Origin of the sequence: Bradyrhizobium sp., from assembly GCF_016462955.1 — a bacterium.
Lineage (GTDB): Bacteria > Pseudomonadota > Alphaproteobacteria > Rhizobiales > Xanthobacteraceae > Bradyrhizobium.
On sequence record NZ_JAEMSD010000046.1, the window covers coordinates 9677 to 22923 of the forward strand.

At 62.9% G+C, this 13247-nt stretch carries 12 protein-coding genes; 6 read left to right on the top strand and 6 right to left on the bottom strand.

Translation table 11 applies throughout. The features are described 5' to 3' along the window. Window positions 1-740: DNA polymerase IV (locus tag JHD07_RS07890; protein ID WP_291620743.1), on the bottom strand; the 740-nt coding region annotated here is incomplete at its 3' end. Beyond that, on the bottom strand, window positions 737-1048 hold the full coding sequence (locus JHD07_RS07895) for a DUF3572 domain-containing protein (protein ID WP_291620715.1): 312 nt from the start codon (window positions 1046-1048) through the stop codon (window positions 737-739). The genes JHD07_RS07890 and JHD07_RS07895, both read right to left, overlap by 4 nt. 238 nt (window positions 1049-1286) lie before the next feature. Between JHD07_RS07895 and JHD07_RS07900 the strand changes: the two genes are divergently transcribed. Then, on the top strand, window positions 1287-1652 hold the full coding sequence (locus JHD07_RS07900) for a response regulator (protein WP_008566616.1): 366 nt from the start codon (window positions 1287-1289) through the stop codon (window positions 1650-1652). A gap of 14 nt (window positions 1653-1666) precedes the next feature. Further along, the gene (locus JHD07_RS07905) at window positions 1667-3040 is read left to right on the top strand and encodes a PleD family two-component system response regulator (protein WP_291620727.1); all 1374 of its coding nucleotides are present in this window, start codon (window positions 1667-1669) and stop codon (window positions 3038-3040) included. Window positions 3041-3249: 209 nt separating this feature from the next. Here the strand turns inward: JHD07_RS07905 and JHD07_RS07910 are convergent, their stop codons facing one another. Beyond that, window positions 3250-3942 carry a TetR/AcrR family transcriptional regulator gene (locus tag JHD07_RS07910; RefSeq protein WP_291620729.1) on the bottom strand — a complete coding sequence of 231 codons (693 nt, stop codon included), beginning with the start codon at window positions 3940-3942 and terminating at the stop codon, window positions 3250-3252. A 296-nt stretch (window positions 3943-4238) separates the two neighbouring features. On the opposite strand from JHD07_RS07910, the gene JHD07_RS07915 reads away from it, so the two are divergent. Further along, window positions 4239-5459, top strand: coding sequence for an ABC transporter substrate-binding protein (locus JHD07_RS07915; RefSeq protein ID WP_291620731.1), 1221 nt, complete (start codon window positions 4239-4241; stop codon window positions 5457-5459). 11 nt (window positions 5460-5470) lie between these two features. After that, complete coding sequence (locus JHD07_RS07920; RefSeq protein WP_291620733.1) at window positions 5471-6727, top strand: serine hydrolase domain-containing protein; 1257 nt, start codon at window positions 5471-5473, stop codon at window positions 6725-6727. 39 nt (window positions 6728-6766) lie between these two features. Here the strand turns inward: JHD07_RS07920 and JHD07_RS07925 are convergent, their stop codons facing one another. After that, the gene (locus JHD07_RS07925; RefSeq protein ID WP_366864081.1) at window positions 6767-7330 is read right to left on the bottom strand and encodes a TetR/AcrR family transcriptional regulator; all 564 of its coding nucleotides are present in this window, start codon (window positions 7328-7330) and stop codon (window positions 6767-6769) included. A gap of 128 nt (window positions 7331-7458) precedes the next feature. Here JHD07_RS07925 and JHD07_RS07930 point away from each other — a divergent pair, with 128 nt between their 5' ends. Next, window positions 7459-8697 (top strand): MFS transporter, encoded by a 1239-nt coding sequence (locus JHD07_RS07930; RefSeq protein ID WP_291620737.1) that lies wholly within the window; start codon window positions 7459-7461, stop codon window positions 8695-8697. 38 nt (window positions 8698-8735) lie between these two features. On the opposite strand, the gene JHD07_RS07935 is transcribed toward JHD07_RS07930, so the two are convergent. Beyond that, window positions 8736-9755 carry a DUF4105 domain-containing protein gene (locus JHD07_RS07935; protein ID WP_291620739.1) on the bottom strand — a complete coding sequence of 340 codons (1020 nt, stop codon included), beginning with the start codon at window positions 9753-9755 and terminating at the stop codon, window positions 8736-8738. Window positions 9756-10042: 287 nt separating this feature from the next. Between JHD07_RS07935 and JHD07_RS07940 the strand changes: the two genes are divergently transcribed. After that, on the top strand, window positions 10043-11404 hold the full coding sequence (locus JHD07_RS07940) for an amidohydrolase family protein (protein WP_291620745.1): 1362 nt from the start codon (window positions 10043-10045) through the stop codon (window positions 11402-11404). A 334-nt stretch (window positions 11405-11738) separates the two neighbouring features. Here the strand turns inward: JHD07_RS07940 and JHD07_RS07945 are convergent. Continuing rightward, the coding region (locus JHD07_RS07945) for an AI-2E family transporter (protein ID WP_291620741.1) at window positions 11739-13247 on the bottom strand (1509 nt) is incomplete at its 5' end.

A 13247-nucleotide genomic window follows, 5' to 3' on the forward strand; every position in this document is an offset into this window, starting at 1 on the left:
GCCTTCTGCAGGTCGGCGATGACACGGAAGCCGCGCTGCACGAGGCGCTCCTGCGTGGCCGGGCCAACGCCGAAGATGAAGCCGACCGGCCTGTCCGCAAGCATCAAGCGCGCTTCCTCCTGATCGAGCGCGGCAAAGCCGCGGGGCTTGTCCAGGTCGGAGGCGATCTTGGCCAAAAACTTGTTGCAGGACAGGCCGACCGAGACGGTGATGCCGATGTCGCGCTCGACCTCGCACGCAAAGCGGGCCAGCACCTTGGCGGGTATCATGCCGTGCACCCGTTCGGTGCCGGAGAGATCGAGGAAGGCCTCGTCGATCGAGAGCGGCTCGACCAGCGGCGTCAGCGCCTGCATGGCCTGGCGCACCTCGCGGCCGACGCGGACATATTTCGCCATGTCGGGCGGAATCACGGTCGCGTGCGGGCAGGCCTCCAGCGCCTTGAACATGGGCATGGCCGAGCGCACGCCATAGGTGCGGGCGATGTAGCAGGCGGCCGACACCACGCCGCGCTTGCCGCCGCCGATGATGACGGGCTTATCGGCGATATCAGGATTGTCGCGCTTCTCGACCGTCGCGTAGAAGGCGTCGCAGTCGATATGGGCGATGGTCAGGCTGGCGAGCGAGCGGTGGCGGACGAGGCGGGGGGAACCGCAGGCCGAGCAGCGCCGCACCCCCATATCGAGGTCAGCCAAACAATCCCGGCAGAAGCAACGGGGCCCGGCCGCCTCGGGGATGCTCACGGCACGTCGCGCTCCCAGGAGCGGTCGCCCAGCGCATCGCCGAGGACCTGTCGCGCCGCAGCGACGTTGGTCGGATGCAGTTCCGCCGACGTGGCAAAGGCCTTCACCGTGGCATCGTCTCGCATCACGAAATCGAGCACACTGAGGAGGAAATTCGGATCCGCGGCGGCATTGCGCAGGGTCTCCGGACCGACCCCTGTCTCGGCCAGGAACAGGCCCAGCCGCTCGGGCTCGCCGGCGACGAAGGACAGCGCCTGAATCGCAACGATTTCAGCGACTTCGCGGGGGTTGTGAACAGGCTTTTTCAAGGGGACGGTTTGCCTTTCCGTTAACTTTCGGTGTCTACTTTGCATCATGCCCGAGTCTCGGCCTCGAGTCTTCCGACCCCGGACAAGCAACTGGAAACCACATCGTAGAAAGAAAGCCCTCGGGTTTAACGAAACTCAAGCGAATCTGAGGCTAGTTTGAATCCAGTTTTCGAAACGCCGGGAAGCGGCGTCTGAGGCGTTACATGGACCGGTCCTTCGGACCAATCAGGAGGGCGGGATGGCTAAGACCGTCCTGATCGTGGAAGACAACGAGCTCAACATGAAGCTCTTCCGCGACCTGTTGGAGGCGCACGGCTACCAGACCTCAGGCACCAGCAACGGCTACGAGGCGCTCGACCTCGTGCGCAAGATGCGGCCCGACCTCGTGCTGATGGATATCCAATTGCCGCAGGTCTCCGGTCTCGAAGTGACGCGCTGGATCAAGGACGATCCGGAGCTGCGTGCCATTCCCGTCGTCGCGGTCACCGCGTTCGCGATGAAGGGCGACGAAGAGCGCATCCGCGAGGGCGGCTGCGAAGCCTATTTGTCCAAGCCGATCTCGGTCGGCAAATTCATTGAGACGGTCCGGCGTTTTATCGGATAGGAAGTGAGTACACAGTGTCCGCGCGTATCCTCGTCGTCGACGACGTCCCCGCCAACGTCAAGCTGTTAGAGGCCCGCCTTTCCGCCGAATATTTCGACGTGATGACGGCCTCGAACGGCACCGAGGCACTGGCGATCAGCCGGCGCGCGGAATGCGACATCATCCTGCTCGATGTGATGATGCCCGACATGGACGGTTTCGAAGTCTGCCGCCGCCTCAAGACCGATCCGGCCACGCACCACATTCCCGTCGTCATGGTAACCGCGCTCGACAGCCCGTCCGACCGCAATCGCGGGCTGGAAGCCGGCGCCGACGACTTCCTCACCAAGCCCGTATCCGACGTCGTGCTGATCGCGCGGGTGCGCTCGCTGACGCGGCTGAAGATGATGACCGACGAGCTGCGCATGCGCGCCATCACCTCGCTCGAGATCGGCATGCAGGCGCCCGAGCGCAGCGCCGTCGCCGATACCGGCAAGGGCGGCCGCATTCTTCTGGTCGACGACCGCGAGTCCTCCTACGAGCGGCTGGCGACGATCCTGGCGGCCGAGCACACCATCGACGTCGAGCCGAACCCGACGGAAGCGCTGTTCCACGCCGCCGAGGGCAATTACGACCTCCTGATCGTCTCGCTCGACCTCAACAATTTCGACGGCCTCAGGCTGTGCAGCCAGGCGCGCTCGCTGGAGCGCACGCGGCATGTGCCGATCCTGGCCATCGCCGACCCCGAGAATTCGACGCGGCTGCTGCGCGGCCTCGAGATCGGCGTCAACGACTACCTGTTGCGCCCGATCGACAAGACCGAGCTCTTGGCGCGCGCCCGCACCCAGATCCGCCGCCGCCGCTACACCGATCATCTGCGCGACAACGTGCAGAACTCGATCGAGATGGCGATCACGGACGCGCTCACCGGGCTGCACAATCGCCGCTACATGGAGAGCCATCTGGCGACGCTCGCCGAGCAGGCCGCGACGCGCGGCAAGCCGCTGGCGCTGATGATCCTGGACATCGACTATTTCAAGTCGATCAACGACAATTACGGCCACGACGCCGGCGACGACGTGCTGCGCGAGTTCGCGGTGCGCGTGCGCAAGTCGATCCGCGGCATCGATCTGGCCTGCCGCTACGGCGGCGAGGAATTCGTCATCGTAATGCCGGAGACTGATCTCCACGTCGCCGGCATGGTCGCCGAGCGCCTGCGCCGCTCGATCGCGGGCGAGCCGTTCGCGATCCACAAGGGTGCAAAGCGCATCGAGGTCACGATCTCGATCGGGCTGACCACGCTGGAGCGAAAGGGCGAGGCGGTCGCCGACGTCCTCAAGCGCGCCGACACCGCGCTGTATCGCGCCAAGCACGACGGCCGCAATCGCGTGGTGTCGCAGGCGGCGTGAGGGCCGTCCGCGTAAAGTTGCGAAAACAACCCCATGCACAGTAGCCGGAACGAGGTAGGTCAATGACTTACGCGGGTAGGCGAAACGACCGGTGCTGAGAGCAGTGTCGTTTGACACGTCGGGCAAAACAGGGGCACTCTGGCATCATGGCGCAGCATGTCCCACAAACAGCGTCGTTCCCGCGCCGCTGCCTTAGACTGAACTGCCGACTATCGCGACCTAGGCTTGCGCCTCTTGTAGAGCGCATTGAAACCGCCCGCCATGAACGTGACGAAGCGCTCGCGAACGGCCTCGAAGTCGTCGGACGAACATAGATTCTTCGATAGACGGTCGATGCGGCCCGTTCGCGACATGAGCAGCGAATAGGCCCCCGACGTAAACTGGAAGCCCCAGAACAAGTCCTCCGGCCTGGCGTCGGGCAGCGCCTTCTGGAGCAGGCCGATCAGCCTCAGCACCAGCGGATCGAGATAGGCTTCCATTTTCTCCGCGCCGTAGCCCGGCGCGTTGTTCACCTGGGCGAAGATGCGGCCGAAATTGCGCCAGGCTTCTTCGTCGTTGATGTAGACGTCGAAGGCACCATCGTAGTAGGCGCGAAGCGCGCCTTCGACGGTTGGACGGCCCTTAATCCTTGCTTCGTAAGCATCGAGCGCGGCGGTGCGCAGGGTCACGGCATACCCCACCCGGCGCTCGAACACGGCGTCGAACAGCGACTTCTTGCCGTCGAAATAGTAGTGAATGAGGGCGGGATGGATGCCCATTTTATCGGCGACATCCTTGATCGTTACCCCGTAATAGCCGAACTGCGCGAACAGCTCCTCGCTCGTGTCGAGGATCAGCTTCACGGTCGCTGCGCGCTGCTCGGCGCGGGTACGGCGGCCCTCGAGTTTCAACGCTGCTGGCATGATCTCCGTCATCCTGATCGGAAGCGTCCGGGACGACAGCACTGTCCGACCAACTCGACGTCACGATGGGATACAGCCCCGGCCTGGTCAAGCAGGGAGCCGACTGGCCCGAGGAAAAATTCATTTAGTGCTAAATGAATGAACTTGACCTGTTGGAGGCCGCGAGGTAGTGCCGATGGAGCGGGGACCACGGTTTGGTGCACCTGCCAGAAATCCGCATCGTCCGGCGGCAGCAGGACGTGAGCGCAATCCAGAACAATGGCTGGCAACGACCAGCTGCCCTACGGGAGGACTCCATGACCGGCTTGAAATCGATGGCCGCCGCCATGCTGATGCTCGGCACCACGCTTGCGGCACCTGCGCTGGCACAGAAGAAATACGACACCGGCGCAACCGACACCGAGATCAAGATCGGTCAGACCACCCCGTTGAGCGGCCCGGCGTCTGCATTCGGCGCCATCGGCAAGGCTGAGGCTGCCTACATCCGCATGATCAACGAGCAGGGCGGGGTCAACGGTCGCCAGATCAATCTCATCCAGTACGATGACGCCTACAGCCCGCCGAAGACGGTCGAGCAGGTGCGCAAGCTGGTCGAAAGCGATGAAGTGCTTACGACGTTCCAAATCATCGGGACGCCGCCGAACGCGGCCGTGCAGAAATACTTGAACGCCAAGGGCGTGCCGCAGCTGCTGGCCGGAAGCGGCGCATCGCGATTCACCGACCCCAAGAACTTCCCATGGACGATCTCGGCCAATCCGAACTACCAGTCGGAAGCGCACATCTACGCCAAGTACATTCTGGAGAACTATCCGAACGCCAAGATCGGCATCCTCTATCAGAACGACGATCTCGGAAAAGACTACGTCAAGGGCCTGAAGGAAGGGCTGGGTACCAAAACGAGCATGATCGTCAAGGAATTGTCCTACGAACTGTCCGACCCGACCATCGATTCCCAGATGGTGACGCTGAAGGCGTCGGGCGCCGATCTCTTCTACAACATGTCGACGCCGAAATTTGCCGCGCAATCGATCAGGAAGGCGGCGGAGCTCGGCTGGAAACCCGTCCATATCCTGGAGGTCAACGCGACCGCAGTGGGCCAGGTTCTTGTCCCGGCGGGCCTCGAGAATGCCAAGGACATCATCTCGGTCAACTACGGCAAGGATCCGCTAGATCCGCAATGGGCCAATGACGAAGGCATGAAGCGCTACAAGGCCTTCATGGCGAAATATGCGCCCAATGAGGATGCCAACAGCGGCTACGCCACCTATGGCTACTCCACGGCGGCGATGTTGGTCCACATCCTGAAGCAATGCGGCGACGAACTCACCCGCGCCAACATCATGAAGCAGGCGACCAGCATCAAGGGCTTCGTCCCGGATCTGGGATTGCCTGGGATGTCGATCAACACCAGCCCCGACGATTATCGCATCAACAAGCAATTCCAGATGATGAAGTTCGACGGGCAGCGCTGGGTGTTGTTCGGACCGATCCTGACCGACGAGTTCAAGGCTGACTGAAGCGTTGCTGCATGACCAGTGATGTCATCGGACGTGTTCGCGGCTTCGATCCTGAAAGGCTTGCCGGGGTCGGCCCGGCGCTCCAGCAATTCATCGATCGGGGCGAACTCGCGGGCATCGTGACACTGACCTCGCATCGCGGCCGAATCGTTCAATCCGAGGCGCTCGGCTGGTGCGATATCGAAACCAGGACGGCGATGCGGCCGGACACTCTGTTTCGCATCGCCTCGATGACCAAGCCGATCACGTCGGTCGCGGCCTTGATGCTGGTGGAGCAGGAGAGGATCGCGCTATCGGACCCGATATCGCGCTGGATTCCAGAACTTGCCGATCCAAGGGTCCTGCGGAATGCCGCGGGATCGCTGGACGACACGGTGCCCGCGAAACGCGAGATCACCCTCGAGGATCTGCTGACGCATCGATCGGGAATTGCCTACGGGTTCTTCTCTGAGGGCCCTCTCAAGCAGGCCTATGAGCAGGCGCTCGGTGATCCCGCGATGAATCGACTAACGCCGGACGAATGGCTGGGCGCGCTCGGCACGCTACCGCTGGCTTATCAGCCTGGCGAGTTGTTCCACTACGGCCATTCGACGGACGTTCTCGGCTTCCTGATCGGCCGGCTCCTCGGCAGGCCGCTTGGCCGCGTCCTCCGCGAGATGATCTTCGCGCCGCTGGGCATGGAGGATACGGACTTCTGGCTTCCGCTCGACAAGCGAAGCCGCCTCGCCAGCCTCTACGGATATGACGAGACGGCAAATCGGCTCGCGAAAGTCGTGCCGGATATGTACGACGAGGCGCCGGCCTATACGCCGGGCGGGGGCGGCTTGATCTCGTCCGCGCCTGATTATCTCCGGTTCGCGCGCATGCTGCTCGGCGAGGGCGAGCATGATGGCGCTCGCTTGCTGAAGCCCGAGACTGTCCGACTGATGCGGACCAACCGGCTTACTGACGTCCAACGCAAGGTTCCGTTTGCAGGCATGCCGCTCTGGCAGAAATCCGGTTTCGGACTGGGACTTTCGATTGCCGAAGATCCCGTCGACAATCCCTATGCTTGCGGTGCGCCTGGCTCGATCACCTGGCCGGGCATCTTCGGCACCTGGTGGCAAGCCGATCCGGTGAACGATCTCATCATGATCTACCTGATCCAGCATCAGGTGCCCGTTTCGGCAAATTCGGGCGCGACGATCGCAACAGGCCGCGGCGCTGCGGGCCGCAGAGCCTTGCCCATCTATCAGCGGGCAATCTACGATGCGTTGCAGGGCGATTAGCGGAAAGCGCGCTTGCCTCGCCTCATTGCGGCTGCTCGATCACGTCACGTCCACGCCCGCATTCCGCAGCAGCACCTTCGCCGCGTCCTTCGCGGCTCGGGCCATCGCGGGATCGTCACGCACCAAGTCCTGCGCGATGGAGCCGTCGACCAGCAGCACGAGCTGTGTCGCCAGCGCGTCAGCCTCCGCAACGCCGAGCTCGATCAGGCGGTCGCGAAACCAGATGCGTCGGCTTTCCTTGAAGGCGATGGCGATCTTCTTCACGGCGCGGTCGGCAGGGCCGAGCTCGGCGACCGCGTTCACGAATGGGCAGCCGCGAAAGTCCTTGGCCGCAAACCGTCGCTCCAGCGAATCGAATGTCGCGAGGATTTGCTCCGCCGGCGGCTTGTCCGAGGGGCGGGCGTGGACGAAGCGGCGCTGGAGATAGGCTGCGATCAGCGCGTCCTTCGACGGAAAGTGGTTGTAGAGCGTGCGCTTGGAGATGCCGATCTCGGCCGCGATGGTGTCGACGCCGATGGCGCGAATGCCCTGAAGGTAGAACAGCTTGTCGGCGGTCTCGAGGATCCGCTCCTTCATCGTCTGTGGTTCGGGCGGGGGAGCCATGCGGCGACATGCGTCCTGTTCGCTTGACAGCACCTCCCAACCATAGCCTAAGTACACAGGTCTGTGTAACCAAAATCAGCGCATGAGCAGACCTCGGCACGCGTGCCGTGCCCAAGAGGGAGAAGAAAATGCCCCTGTTGCAGGTCCTGCGTCCGACCTTGCCCATCCTGATCGGCGCCTCGATCATGCTGACCTTGAGCATGGGGCTGCGACAGTCGCTCGGCATCTTCATGCAGCCGCTGACGCAGGACATCCACATTTCGATCTCGGATTTCACGCTGGCGCTGGCAGTGCAGAACCTCGCCTGGGGCTTCCTCCAGCCGCCCGCCGGCGCGCTCACCGTGCGCTACGGCTTCCGCCCGATCATGATCGTTGGCGCGCTGATGTACATCGCCGGCCTCGCGCTGATGGCAACGGCGAACGGCCTCGTCAGCATCATGATCGGCGGCGGCCTGCTGATCGGCACCTCGATGGCCTGCACGGCGGCGGCGATCGCGATGTCAGTGGCGGCGCGTGCGGTGCCGGAGACGGTGCGCTCGACCGTGCTCGGCATCGTCTCCGGCGCGGGCTCGCTCGGGGCGCTGTTGTCGGCGCCGATCGGGCAGATGCTCAACGAGGGTTTCGGCTGGCGCGTCGGGCTCGCCGGCTTCGTCGTCATGTCGCTGTTGATGATTCCGGCCGCCTGGTACGCCGGGCGCATCGACAAGATCCCGTTGCCCAAGCCCACCGCCGCCGACATCGGCGATGCCACGGCTGCGGCTGCGGCGAGGACCGCGTTCGGCAATGCGTCCTTCGTGGTGATGACCTGTGCCTATCTCGTCTGCGGCATGCAGCTGGTCTTCCTCACCACGCATCTGCCGTCATACCTCGCCATCTGCGGCCTCGATCCGATGCTCAGCGCGCAGACGCTTGGCATGATCGGCGGCTTCAACGTGCTCGGCTCGCTGTTCTTCGGCTGGGCCGGCCAGCGTTGGAACAAGCTGGCGCTGTTAGGGGGCATCTACATCCTGCGCTCGGTGGCGCTCGCCTGGTATTTCATGCTGCCGGCGAGCCCGTTCTCCACGCTGCTGTTCGGCGCGATCATGGGCTTCCTCTGGATGGGCGTCGGCCCGCTGGTCGCGGGCGCCGTCGCCGAGATGTTCGGCCTGCGCTGGCAGGCGATGATCCAGGGCCTCGCCTTCATGAGCCACCAGATCGGCAGCTTCCTCGGCGCCTATGGGGGAGGGGTGCTCTACGACGCGCTCGGCTCCTACACCATGGCCTGGCGCATCGGCGTGGCGCTGGGGCTCGCAGGCGGCATCGTGCAGGTGGCGTTTGCGCTGATCCGGCCGTCGCAGCCGCCGGCGCCGGTGTTGCGGACAGCGTAGCAGCGGCGACTGGTCGTTTTCGTGCGAGCCCAATGCGGTCAGGGTCGCACCATGGTCGGCAAGGATAAGCGTATCCGCTGTGAGAAATCGGCCGCGCCATCGGCCGCCTGCGCGGCTTCGTTGATCAAGGACCCCCGCCTCAGTTCGTCAAACGGCAGCGTCGTCTCTATCCGGCCGGAGTGGTAGAGATAGCTATCGATAAGTCCGTTGAAAAGATGTCGAATGTCGAAGCGCCCGCGGCGGCCCGCCGCATTTGCATAGCGCACGATGTTGATCGTGCAGCTGTTGGTCAACAGATGGTAGAACTCCGGCCGATCGGCGAGTTCGTTGATGCGCGTCAAATAGACCATCAGCAGCCGGCGCGCGTCGTCGGCCGATGTATTGAGGCGATATAGGTACACCGGCTCGTGGCGATGGTTGGTGCGCACGCCCACGACATCACGCTCTTCACCGACCACGTAGATGAGTTCGAATTGCTTGAACAGGGAGGCGACGGGCGCAAAGCCTTCGCCGACCTCAGGGCGCGTCTCGATGGAGATGGCCAGTGGTGGCGCATTGTCGAAGACAAAACTCACAAACGTGTGCCCGACCGGCCCCTCCGTGAAATAGGAAACGTAGAAATCGAGGGCCATCAAGTGCGACAGCGACACCTCGCGCTCCTCGTAGCGGACCGTGAAGTCGCTTCGACTCCGGTAGTCGAAGTTACGGACACCGGTCAGGCGCACGCGGTCGCCGTCGATGACCGCCCGCGGCATCACTGCGACTTCCGGTCGCCAATCCCGATCGTGTGATGGAGGGATCGAGATCCACCACGCGACGACACCGAAAAACATGACGAGGAAGAGAACGGACATGCGCGGTTGGCGCGAACGCCAGAGCGCCCAAATCGCAAAGCCCGCAAACGCTCCGGCCGCAATCGTCCGCAGCCAGGACCAAGGCAAGTTCGAGTAGTAGATGGCCAGCACGGCCCATGAGACGAGCATGATCCGAATGAGCACGCCAATCGGCTTTCTCGGCCACATGAGCAACATTGATAGGAATTTACGCACTGAAGTCATCTGGCTGCTCCTGCCGCGGAGCTTCGGCGAAGCCCCTCGACTGCTCCGTTGTGTCAGATCACCTGTCGTTTCATTGTGAATGGTTACACGCTACAGTAGCTCTTCGCCAACGAGAAGCGATGGCCTCGTTTTTTTACAGCATTCAAGGAGCTGCGCGACCTCACCTTCGTAGCGGGCTTGGTGATGCTGCTGTCCGGCACATTCGGAGAGGGGCCGTGCGCGATGATGAGATGATGACAGGAACTCTCTTGAATGCATCGTACGGCGCGCGGCAGATCCGGCCGTCGATGCGCGCAACATGTCGTTCGCTGTCGATCGCGGTGGCGCTCTCGGCCTGGCCCGGTGGAGCGAGCCTGGCGCAGCAAGCGCCTCAGACGGCTGGCGCGGCCACGCTCTTTCGGAACGTCCGCATCTTCGATGGCAAGAGCGCCACATTGTCTGCTGCTTCCAACGTCTTGGTACGCGGCAACAAGATTGAATCAATCTCGCTACAGCCGATAGCGGTGGATGGCCCGGCGGACAGTCGCGTTATCGATGGCGGCGGACGCACATTGATGCCCGGCCTCATCGACAACCATTGGCATGCGATGCTGATCCGAGTGACGCCGGCACAGTCGTTCGGTGACGTCGGCTACGTCAATCTTGTCGCCGGCGACGAGGCCACGCACACTCTGATGCGCGGATTTACCAGCGTTCGAGATGTGGGCGGGCCGGTGTTTGGGCTCAAAAGTGCCATCGACGAAGGTATCATCAAGGGTCCGCGCATTTATCCGTCCGGCGCGGTCATTACCGTCACGAGTGGGCATGGGGACTTCCGCCAGCCTACCGACCTGCCGCGGACGATCGGCGGCATGCTCACCCGCATGGAACAGACGGGCGGGGCAATGGTTGCTGACAGTCCCGACGAGGTCCGCGTCCGTGTCCGCGAGCAGCTCATGCAAGGCGCCTCCCAAGTCAAGTTGACGGCTGGCGGCGGAGTGTCGTCGCCTTTCAGCCCGATCGACGTGACCACGTTCACCGAACCCGAGATACGCGCCGCCGTTGAAGCGGCTGAGAATTGGGGCACGTATGTCGCTGCGCATGCCTTTACGGCTGCTGCAATTCAGGGAGCCATTGCGGCTGGGGTGAAATGTATCGAACACGGCTTCCTGATGGACGACGCAACAGCGAAGCTGATGGCAGAGAAGGGTGTTTGGCTGAGCATGCAGCCTCTCCCCGAGGATCTGAGGCTGGGCTTTCCCGTAGGCTCCGTCCAGCGAGCCAAGGCGGATGAGGTCTGGCCCGGCATAGCCAGATCCTACGAGTTGGCGAGGAAGTACAAGATCAAGACGGCGTGGGGCACCGACATCCTGTTCTCTGCAGCGCTCGCGCGCCAACAGGGGGCCATCCTGGCCTCACTCGTTCGCTGGTACACGCCCGCCGAAGCGCTGACCATGGCGACATCGACGAATGCCGAATTGCTGGCGCTATCGGGCAAGCGGAATCCTTATCCCGGCAAGCTCGGCGTCGTGGAACAGGGCGCACTCGCGGATTTGCTGCTCGTCGACGGAAATCCCCTGGACAATATCGGCCTTGTTGCCGACCCCGCCAACAATTTCAAGATCATCATGAAAGATGGAATTGTCTACAAGGATACGCTTGCCCGTTAGCAGCAGGGCCGTCGACCTGTTCGATGGATAAGGTCGGCGCCTCGAAAGCATAGCCTGCCTACGCGCAGGTCTGTAATCAAATCAACGGCAAGAGCAGATTTCGGCACGCGTTCCGCGCCCGCGAGGTAGAAGAGAATGCCCTGTTGCGGGTCCTGCGTGCTTTGAAGGCAGCGTAGTAGGAGGAGCGTCGCGTAGCCTGTGGAGCTGCGTTCCGCAGCGCGGGCCGAATGCAAAAGCGCAGCATCAACAGCAGTCACTCGACCGGCAGGCTAACGGTTGGGACGTGCCAAGTGCGCCGGAGAGACGCGAAACATCGACAGCCGCAACGAGAATTTCATGCCGCGGCTGTCGTGGACTTGTCCTGCCCGGCGGCTTCGTGCCCAGGTTCCGTTGTCCCTGTCGCTTCGATGCACAGCTTCACTGCCTCACCGATGCTCGTCGCGATGAGGTCAGCCTTGGCGCCTTCCCGCAACAATTCCATGGCGGCCTCGTCCATGTCGTTGACCAAGCAGCCGAGGATGATGGTTGCCTTCGGCAGTTTTCGCCGCAGACGCCGCACGGAGTAGCGCATGTGCGCCGCAGCGCGGGCGTCGAGGTAGACCAGGCAGACAATCGCAACGCCCGTTGTATCCAGGCGAAAGACATTTGTCGTGGAGAGCGATGCTGCGCCTTCGACTCGCGCCGGAAGGCCGTGCTCAGTCGAGAGCTGAGCCAGCATGATCGCTGCCGCCTCATCGATCAGGGTGCGTCCGGCCACACACAGGACGGGGTGTTCACCCTGCCAATCCGGCGGTAGAGCCTCGCTGCGGAGGTAAGGCAAGCGTTCATTGGCTGCATTCTCGGCAATACTTTCGACCGCGGATGATGCTTCAGCATCGGTGGTGGAACTGCTCCTCGCGGGCGGCCGGTCGTCCTGATCGGCAAGATCGGCGGCAAATTCGCTGACGGCATCCCGGATCTTCATGAGACGTTCCTGGTCGAGCGCATTGCGCTCCACGTCGGCTTGCGCCAGGTGCAAGCCCTTCAGGGCGACCTCATCATAGTACGAAGCCAGCGAACGCTCTTTCAGGAACTCTTCGGCCTTTTCGGCCGCTTCGGTTGGATCGCCCGCCAACATCCGTTGATAAAAGATTTCTGGAGGCGACAGCGCCGGCCGGTCTCCGAACATGATGTCGAGGAATTCCAAGCGCTCGACATGCCGTCCGAGAACCACGAGGCAAATCGTGAGGGGAGTCGCCAGGACGAGTCCGATCGGTCCCCAGAGCGCCGTCCAGAACGTCGCCGACGCGACCACGGCAACGGGCGAGAGCCCGGTGCTGCGGCCGTACACCATCGGCTCGACGACATGGCCCACGAGCGGTTCAACGACAAGAAACAGAGCGAGAGTCCAAAGCAGCATCGACCAGCCGGGATCGATGGCGACCGCGAGCGCCAGCGGGAATGCGGCAGCGATAACGGCGCCGACATAAGGGACGAAGCGAAGCGCAGCCGCGAGGATGCCCCAAAGAACCGCGCTCGGAATTCCGATGAACCAGAGGCCTGTGCCGATCACCACGCCGAATGCGCCGTTCAGGATGAGTTGGGTCAGAAACAGCTTGCTGAGGCGGCTCGCGGCATCGTCCAACGCAGCGGTCGTGCGCTGCAGATCCAGCGAGCCCGCCAGCCGGATGAAGCGATTACGGAGATCCTCGCGTTGAATGAGGATGAATACGACGAAAATGATGATGATGCCGGTGGTCGCGAGCGGATGAATGAGCGGAGAAATCAGGGTTCTGAGACTCTCCAACGCGCCGGGATCGGGCTGGCGGACCTCGACCGGCACCGGCACCGGTGGGACGGATGC